Genomic DNA, 8,827 nt, shown 5'->3' on the forward strand with positions numbered 1-8,827 from the left:
ATGAACACGTTAATACAACAAGTACAAATGGTAAACGCAGAGGGCAAGATCGTCGTAACAGACATCAAAATTGTAGATGGAAAGATTGCAGAAATCGGCAATCAATTAGAAGCAGCCGGATGTGAAATCGTTGAAGGGGAAGGATTACTTGTATCTCCTGGCTTCATCGACGTGCATGTCCATTTACGTGAACCGGGTGGCGAACACAAAGAAACAATTGAAACAGGTACATATTCAGCAGCTAAAGGCGGATATACGACCATTTGTCCAATGCCAAATACACGCCCAGTACCCGACACGAAAGAAAATCTTGAAAAGATCAATACATTAATTAAAGACAATGCAAAAATTCGTGTACTTCCTTATGCGTCGATCACGATCAGAGAAGCAGGAAAAGAACGCACTAATCTATCTGAATTAAAAGAACACGGCGCATTCGCGTTCACGGACGACGGTGTAGGTGTACAAGAAGCGGGTATGATGTACGAAGCGATGCAGGATGCGGCGAAGATCGATATGGCGATTGTTGCGCACTGCGAAGACAACACATTGATCTATGGTGGCGCAATGCACGAAGGAAAGCGTAATAAAGAACTGGGCTTGCCAGGAATTCCTTCTATTGCAGAATCTGTACATATCGCGCGGGATGTTTTACTCGCGGAAGCAGCTGGTGCACATTACCACGTATGTCACGTCAGCACAAAAGAATCTGTTCGCATTATCCGAGATGCAAAAAAAGCCGGTATTCATGTTACAGGAGAAGTTAGCCCGCACCACTTGTTGTTGACTGAAGATGATATACCTAACGATGATGCAGATTGGAAAATGAATCCGCCACTTCGTTCAACGGAAGATCGAGACGCATTACGTGAAGGTTTGATGGATGGCACATTGGATTGTATCGCAACAGATCACGCACCACATACGGCAGATGAAAAAGCAGTTGGATTTGCAAAAGCACCATTTGGAATTACAGGATTTGAAACGGCATTTCCTTTACTGTACACAAACTTCGTTAAGCCAGGACACTGGACACTCAAACAGCTTCTTGACTGGATGACAGTGAAACCAGCGGAAGTGTTCAACTTGCCATACGGTAAACTTGAAGTAGGTGCTGAAGCAGATTTAGTATTACTTGATCTGGAAAAACAACAAAAGATCGACCGTACGACATTTGTATCAAAAGGAAAGAACACACCATTTGACGGCGTAGAATGCGCTGGATGGCCTGTAATGACAATTTTCGGTGGAAACATCGTATGGAAGGATGGTCAATGATGACAAAAAGATACTTAGTATTAGAAGACGGCTCTATTTTTGAAGGGAAAGCATTTGGAGCAGACAGCGCTTCAGTAGGAGAAGCTGTATTTGCAACAGGCATGACAGGATATCAGGAGACGATTTCAAATCCATCAGGTTGTGGACAAATTGTCGTTATGACCTATCCGCTAATCGGTAACTACGGTATTAACCGAGACGATTATGAGTCCATCGATTTAGCAATTAACGGTTTAGTCGTTAGAGAGCTAACAGAAGAGCCTTCAAATTTCCGTAGCGGCATGTCACTAGGAGAATTGCTAATTTTAAAAGGAATCCCAGGTATTCAAGAAATAGATACACGTAAACTAACACGTCTTTTACGTGATAAAGGTTCGCTACGAGGTAAGTTAACGGCTGCTGGAGAAGAAATCGATACGGATGCAACAGTTGCAGAACTTCAACAATATGAATTGCCAACAGATTTAGTAGCGAAAGTATCTACTAAGCGCCCATATCCAAGTCCAGGCTTAGGCAAACGTGTCGTCGTCATCGACTACGGCATTAAACATGGTATTTTGCGTGAATTAAATAAGAAAGACTGCGACGTAATAGTCGTTCCTTATGATACATCTGCAAAAGAAATTTTAGCGCTATTCCCAGACGGCATTTTGCTGTCAAACGGACCAGGAAATCCTGAGGACGTAGAAGGTGCAGTTGAAACAATAAAGGATTTAATTGGTAAAAAACCTATCTTCGGCATCGGATTGGGCCATCAATTATTCGCACTCGCATGCGGTGCTAAAACGGCGAAGATGAAGAACAGCCATATTGGAGGAAATTATCCGGTTAAAGACTTGAATACGAATCGTACTGATCTGACATCACAAAGTCATGGATATGAAGTGCTTGAAGACTCTTTAGCAGGAACAGGTCTTGAAATAACGCATAGAGCGTTGAACGACAATTGTATTGAAGGGCTTCGAAGTGAAAAGTTGGAAGCATTCACTGTTCAGTTCCATCCAGAAGCATCACCAGGACCACAAGATTCTAACTATATATTCGAACGTTTCATTCAATTGATGACTGCAAGCAACCGAAAGGAGAATACTAATGCCTAAACGTACTGACATAAAATCCATCCTCGTGATTGGTTCAGGTCCTATTGTAATTGGACAAGCAGCAGAATTTGACTATGCAGGTACACAAGCCTGTTTATCTCTTAAAGAAGAAGGTTATCGAGTTATTCTGATCAACTCAAACCCTGCGACTATAATGACGGATACTGAAATGGCAGATAAAGTGTATATTGAGCCGATCACACTTGAATTCGTTAGTCGTATTATTCGTAAAGAACGTCCAGATGCACTACTGGCAACTCTAGGCGGACAAACAGGTTTGAACATGGCAATTGAACTACATGAATCAGGGATCTTAGATGAACTAGGAATTGAGATTTTGGGTACAAAGCTTGATGCAATCCATAAAGCAGAAGACCGCGATTTGTTCCGTACATTAATGAATGAAATGGGCGAACCTGTTCCAGACAGTGAAATCATCCATAACATTGATGAAGCTTATGCATTTGTTAAGGAAATCGGTTATCCGGTTATCGTCCGACCTGCGTTCACACTAGGTGGAACAGGTGGCGGGATTTGTCATGACGACGAAGATTTGGAAGAAATCGTAGCAAGCGGTTTGAAATATAGCCCAGTTACACAGTGTCTGCTTGAGAAATCGATCGCTGGATTTAAAGAAATTGAATATGAAGTCATGCGTGACTCCGCAGATAATGCAATTGTCGTATGTAACATGGAGAACGTCGACGCAGTTGGAATCCATACAGGAGATTCTATCGTAGCGGCGCCATGTCAGACATTGACCGACCGTGAAAACCAGATGCTTCGTAATGTTTCGTTGAACATCATTCGCGAGTTGAAAATCGAAGGTGGCTGTAACGTTCAGCTTGCTCTCGATCCGCATAGCTTTGATTACTACATTATCGAGGTTAACCCACGTGTCAGCCGTTCGTCTGCATTAGCATCTAAAGCGACAGGTTATCCAATCGCAAAACTTGCGGCGAAAATTGCTGTCGGTTTAACGCTAGATGAAATGATGAACCCTGTAACAGGCAATACGTATGCTTGCTTCGAGCCGACATTAGACTATGTAGTAACGAAGATTCCACGTTGGCCTTTTGATAAGTTCGAATCAGCGAAGCGTAATTTAGGTACACAGATGAAAGCAACGGGCGAAGTAATGGCGATGGGCCGTACATTCGAAGAATCTATCATGAAAGCTGTTCGTTCATTGGAAACTGGCCAATTTGATTTGTCACTTCCGGGTGGTAGTGAAATGTCCGACGAATGGATCGAACAACGTATTCGCAAAGCAGGCGATGAGCGTCTATTCTTCATCGGGGAAGCATTGCGTCGAGGTGTAACGATCGAAACATTACATGAATGGAGCGCAATTGATTTATTCTTCTTGCGTAAATTCGAAAACATCGTTCATTATGAAGAAATATTGAAAGATAATCCATACGATAAAGCGATTGGTTATAAAGCAAAGCGACTTGGATTCCCAGATATGACGATTGCACAATTATGGAAGACAACAGAACGTGAAGTATACGACTGGAGACAAGAACAAGGGTTGGTTCCAGTTTATAAGAAAGTAGATACATGTGCAGGAGAATATGAGTCTGATACACCATACTTCTACGGTACGTACGAAGATGAAAATGAGTCTGTACGAACAGGTAAGAAAAGTGTAATCGTCTTAGGATCAGGTCCAATCCGTATTGGGCAGGGTGTGGAATTCGACTATGCGACCGTACACTGTGTATGGGCGATCCAAGAATCTGGTTACGAAGCGATTATCATCAACAATAATCCTGAAACGGTTTCGACTGATTTCTCTATCTCGGATAAGTTGTACTTTGAACCGTTAACAATTGAAGATGTTATGCATATCGTAGATCTCGAGCAACCAGAAGGTGTCATCGTACAGTTCGGTGGTCAGACAGCGATTAACTTGGCAGATGAATTGGAAGCGCGTGGAGTGAAAATTCTTGGTACATCACTGGAAGATATCGACCGCGCAGAAAACCGTGATAAGTTTGAAAGTTCATTGCATGAAATTGGGGTACCACAACCACTTGGTAAGACCGCTTTATCAGTACCTGAAGCAGTTGTTATCGCATCAGAAATTGGCTATCCAGTATTAGTACGACCGTCGTATGTATTAGGTGGACGCGCAATGGAAATCGTTTACTACGAAGAAGAATTACTTCAATACATGGAGAATGCGGTAAAAGCTAGCCCAGAACATCCGGTATTGATCGACCGCTACTTAACAGGAACGGAAATCGAAGTGGATGCAATTTGTGACGGTGAAACGGTATTAATACCGGGAATCATGGAGCATATCGAGCGTGCAGGCGTTCACTCGGGTGACTCGATTGCAGTCTATCCGCCACAAAACCTTTCTCAATCCATGATCGAAACGATTGCGGATTACACGAAACGCTTGGCACTCGGACTCAAGATTCGTGGATTAATGAACATCCAGTTCGTTATTTCAGAAGGACAAGTTTATGTAATCGAAGTGAACCCGCGTTCAAGCCGTACAGTACCGTTCTTGAGTAAAATCACAAATATTCCGATGGCAAATGTGGCAACACAGGCGATCTTGGGTAGATCAATTTTAGAACAAGGCTATTCTGACGGTCTTGCAGAAGCTCCAGCAGGCGTCTACGTCAAAGTACCAGTCTTCTCTTTCGCAAAGCTTCGTCGTGTAGACATTACTCTAGGGCCAGAAATGAAATCGACGGGCGAAGTTATGGGTAAAGACGTTACACTGGAAAAAGCATTGTACAAAGGCTTAGTAGCGGCCGGAATGGAAGTAAAAGAATACGGAACAGTCTTGATGACAGTATCTGATAAAGATAAAGAAGAAATTGTCGATATCGCGAAACGTTTCATTGAAACGGGATATCGTATTGTGGCAACCGAAGGAACGGCAAAAGCTTTGGAAGCAGAAAATATCGAAGTGAAAACAGTAGGTAAGATTGGCACGGAAGGTCCGACTTTGATCGACGTGATACAAAAAGGACAAGCGCAATTAGTCATCAATACTTTGACTAAAGGAAAACAACCGGCACGTGATGGCTTTAGAATCCGTCGTGAAACTGTCGAAAATGGCATTCCTTGCTTAACTTCAATTGATACAGCGGCAGCTATGTTGTCCGTCATCGAATCCATGACATTCCAGACGGATGCCATGCCAAAACCACAGGTGATTAAATGATCATCCAAGATTTGATGACCGTCGGATCTCAGCAGGAAATCGCGAAAGATATTTTTGAAATGAAATTAACAGGCAAATTGGTCGGAGAAATTACTTCTCCGGGCCAGTTTGTCCATATCCGTGTATCGGATTCATTTGAACCATTATTACGGCGCCCGATTTCAATTGCTGAAATCAATCCTGAGAAAAACGAAATGACTATTATCTACCGCGCAGAAGGACGGGGCACGTCGCTTTTGTCTGAAAAACGTGAGGGAGATACAGTGAATGTACTGGGACCTTTAGGAAACGGCTTTCCTGTTGAAGAAACAGCGACTGGCCAAACGGCTGTTTTAATTGGTGGGGGAATTGGTGTGCCACCATTGTATGAGTTGTCTAAACAGCTTACGGCTAAAGGTGTTAACTGTATCCATATACTTGGCTTTGAATCAGATCAAGTAGTGTTCTACGAAGAAGAGTTTGCTGCCTTAGGAGAAACGCATATCGCGACAGTAGATGGTAGTAATGGTACACAAGGTTTCGTTACGAACGTTATGAGTGAGTTATCCCATGAATTCGAAACGTATTACAGCTGTGGACCTATGCCGATGCTTGATGCAGTTCAAAAAGCGTATGTAAATAAAAAAGGATTCTTATCTTTTGAACAACGAATGGGTTGCGGTATAGGCGCTTGTTTCGCTTGTGTATGCCATACGAATGAAAATGCAACTGATCAACCGTATGTCAAAGTATGCTCAGACGGTCCAGTATTTCCAGCAGGGGTGGTGCAGATATGAATAGATTAATGGTTACATTGCCAGGACTTGAATTGAAAAATCCAATCATGCCTGCATCCGGTTGTTTTGGTTTTGGTAAGGAGTATGGTAATCTGTACGATTTGTCAAAGCTTGGGGCCATCATGATCAAAGCGACAACAGAAGAAATGCGCTATGGTAACCCGACACCACGTGTAGCGGAAACATCTTCAGGTATGTTGAATGCTATCGGACTTCAAAATCCGGGACTGCAAGGTGTTTTGAAAAATGAATTGCCATGGTTAGAGAAATTTGATGTTCCGATCATAGCGAACGTTGCAGGATCTGAGACTGCAGACTACGTGGAAGTGGCAAAGCAAATTTCAAAAGCACCAAATGTTCATGCACTTGAACTAAATATTTCTTGCCCAAATGTTAAATGTGGCGGGATTCTTTTTGGAACAGATCCTGAAATTGCGAAAGAACTAACAGCAGCAGTAAAAGCTGTATCTTCTGTACCTGTTTATGTAAAACTCTCACCAAATGTCACAGATATTAAAGCGATGGCATTGGCGGTGGAAGCAGGTGGTGCAGATGGTATTACGATGATCAATACTTTAGTTGGTATGCGTTTGGATGAAAAGACAGGTAAACCGGTTATTGCGAATAAAACAGGCGGATTATCAGGACCAGCTATTAAACCAGTCGCGATTCGCATGGTCTATGAAGTCAGTCAAGTTGTTAATATTCCAATCATTGGAATGGGTGGCGTTACATGTGTGCAAGATGTAGTGGACTTCTTGTCTGCCGGTGCAAGTGCCGTAGCAGTAGGAACAGCAAACTTTGTCGATCCATTCGTCTGTCCGACGATTATCGAGCAGTTACCTGCAAAGTTAGATGAACTAGGGATAGATCATATTTCAGAATTAGTGGGAAGGAGTCATCGTGTATGAATCGTTCTCCAATAATTGCGCTAGATTTTAATTCAGCTGAAAGAACATTTGATTTCCTGAAAGCGTTCGATCAGTCGGTCAATGTCAAAGTAGGAATGGAATTGTACTATAAAGAAGGACCAGCTCTGATTGCAAAACTAAAGGAAGAGGGATACTCTATCTTTCTGGATTTGAAATTACATGATATCCCTAATACAGTTAAATCCGCAATGAAAGTATTGGCTTCGCTGGAAGTCGATATGGTCAATGTGCATGCGGCTGGCGGTAAGTCGATGATGGAAGCAGCGTTAGAAGGTCTTGATACGGGTACAGCTTCCGGTGTTCAGCGTCCTGAGTTACTTGCAGTGACTCAACTGACCTCAACGGACGAACGTCAAGTAAAAGAAGAACAACTGATCAGTGTACCACTTCGTGAATCAGTGGAGCATTATGCAAAACTAGCTTCATCGGCACATTTAGATGGCGTCGTTTGTTCAGTGCAGGAAGCAAAAATTATTGAAGAAGTATGTGGCAAGGATTTCTTCAAAGTGACACCTGGCATTCGCTTAACAGAAGGCGATGTTCACGATCAAAAGCGTGTGGCGACACCAGCAAAAGCAAGGCAGGAAGGATCGACACATATCGTAGTAGGGCGTGCTATTACAGGTGCTAATGATCCGCTAGAAGCATATCTGAAAGTGAAAACATTGTGGGAGGGGATTACATCATGACTAGAGAAACAGAAGTTGCGCAAATCCTGTTGAATGTAGGAGCTGTGGCGATCAATCCTGAAGAGCCATTTACATGGGCTTCAGGTATTAAGTCACCTATCTATTGTGACAACCGCCTAACGATGGCAGATCCGGTAGGACGTAAAGAAATCGCAGAAGGGCTTGCGGCATTGATTCGTGTTCATTACCCTGAAACGACAGTCATTGCAGGGACAGCAACTGCGGGTATTCCTCATGCAGCGTGGGTTGCGGATATTCTAAAGTTGCCGATGGTATATATACGTTCTACTGCAAAAGCACATGGTAAGAGTCGTCAAATTGAAGGAAGAATCGAGCCGAATGCGAAAGCAGTTATTATTGAAGATTTGATTTCGACAGGTGGAAGCAGCTTGAATGCAGCGAATGCATTGATTGCAGAGGACGTGGAAGTATGCGGAATCGTTTCGATCTTTACATATGAATTGCAGAAGGCGGATGAGAAGTTCGCTGAGGCGAATCTTTCGTATCATAGCTTGACGAATTTTGCAGCGCTTGCCGAGGTTGCGAAAGAAGAGGGCGCGGTTAAGGAAGAGTCTATGAATGAATTGATGGAATGGCATACGAAGCTGAAGCTTGGTACGCTGTAATGAAAAACGGTTCCCGTAATGGGAGCCGTTTTTCATTTAGAGAAGGGTACGGGGAGGCAACGTTGATCGACGTTCCAGGCGGACGCTTTCCCGAGGGCGTGGCTTGAGCCCATAGCTGTCAACTTAAGAATTCACAGTAAATTTATAACCCGCATCCCATGCACTATCCATGGTTTACTAGCGTGATTAAAAGGGTAAGATCTTTGTAAGCACGCTAAATAAACGACGCTCTCGTG

Annotated in this window: 7 protein-coding genes; all 7 read left to right on the forward strand. The window is 43.1% G+C overall.

The genetic code is table 11. From position 1 onward, the window contains the following. From pyrC to pyrE, 7 genes are read left to right on the forward strand one after another with little or no spacing between them, the layout of a single operon-like run. Positions 1-1,278: a dihydroorotase gene (gene pyrC, locus Q7P97_RS06435; protein ID WP_303968119.1), complete on the forward strand. Its 1,278-nt coding sequence runs from the start codon at positions 1-3 to the stop codon at positions 1,276-1,278. Beyond that, complete coding sequence (locus Q7P97_RS06440) at positions 1,278-2,378, forward strand: carbamoyl phosphate synthase small subunit (RefSeq protein ID WP_303968122.1); 1,101 nt, start codon at positions 1,278-1,280, stop codon at positions 2,376-2,378. Before pyrC ends, Q7P97_RS06440 begins: the two co-directional genes overlap by 1 nt. Continuing rightward, positions 2,371-5,568, forward strand: a complete 3,198-nt coding sequence (gene carB, locus Q7P97_RS06445) for a carbamoyl-phosphate synthase large subunit (protein WP_303968125.1) — start codon at positions 2,371-2,373, stop codon at positions 5,566-5,568. The genes Q7P97_RS06440 and carB overlap by 8 nt, the downstream gene beginning before the upstream one ends. Next, complete coding sequence (locus Q7P97_RS06450) at positions 5,565-6,344, forward strand: dihydroorotate dehydrogenase electron transfer subunit (protein ID WP_303968128.1); 780 nt, start codon at positions 5,565-5,567, stop codon at positions 6,342-6,344. The genes carB and Q7P97_RS06450 overlap by 4 nt, the downstream gene beginning before the upstream one ends. After that, positions 6,341-7,255, forward strand: coding sequence for a dihydroorotate dehydrogenase (locus Q7P97_RS06455; protein WP_303968131.1), 915 nt, complete (start codon positions 6,341-6,343; stop codon positions 7,253-7,255). The genes Q7P97_RS06450 and Q7P97_RS06455 overlap by 4 nt, the downstream gene beginning before the upstream one ends. Further along, the gene (gene pyrF / locus Q7P97_RS06460; protein ID WP_303968134.1) at positions 7,252-7,965 is read left to right on the forward strand and encodes an orotidine-5'-phosphate decarboxylase; all 714 of its coding nucleotides are present in this window, start codon (positions 7,252-7,254) and stop codon (positions 7,963-7,965) included. The genes Q7P97_RS06455 and pyrF overlap by 4 nt, the downstream gene beginning before the upstream one ends. Then, complete coding sequence (gene pyrE / locus Q7P97_RS06465; RefSeq protein WP_303968137.1) at positions 7,962-8,591, forward strand: orotate phosphoribosyltransferase; 630 nt, start codon at positions 7,962-7,964, stop codon at positions 8,589-8,591. The genes pyrF and pyrE overlap by 4 nt, the downstream gene beginning before the upstream one ends. Positions 8,592-8,827: the final 236 nt, after the last annotated feature.

The sequence above is a fragment of the Sporosarcina ureae genome (genome assembly GCF_029267015.1).
Classification (GTDB): Bacteria; Bacillota; Bacilli; order Bacillales_A; family Planococcaceae; genus Sporosarcina; species Sporosarcina ureae_D.